Source organism: Rhizobium leguminosarum (assembly GCF_010668065.1).
GTDB classification, from domain to species: domain Bacteria; phylum Pseudomonadota; class Alphaproteobacteria; order Rhizobiales; family Rhizobiaceae; genus Rhizobium; species Rhizobium leguminosarum_S.
This window is the reverse complement of sequence record NZ_WUEN01000051.1, coordinates 1-255: the sequence shown is the minus strand read 5'-3', so window position 1 is coordinate 255 and position 255 is coordinate 1. Positions and strand designations below refer to the sequence as shown.

At 65.9% G+C, this 255-nt stretch carries 1 protein-coding gene; it reads right to left on the bottom strand.

The annotated features are described in order from the left end of the window. The coding region (locus GR198_RS35240; RefSeq protein ID WP_164070492.1) for a transposase at positions 1–255 on the bottom strand (255 nt) is incomplete at both ends.

Sequence of the window (255 nt, the reverse complement as noted above, 5' to 3'; positions counted from 1 at the left end):
CAAGACGAGCAGCTTGCGCATGATGGCGACCAGGATGACCTTGGCAGGTTTTCCTGCGGCTTTGAGCGTGTCTGCGAAACGAGCCAGGGCGGGATTGTATCGACGGGCCGACAAGGCGGCCATGTAGCGCGCGCGCCGGGGTGCTGGCCTGCCGGCGCGGATGGAACGACGTCCGGTTCGGGCACCGCTGTCGTTGGCGATTGGTGCAAGCCCTGCCAGCATGGCGGCCTGCTTGCCCGAACAACTGCCCAACTC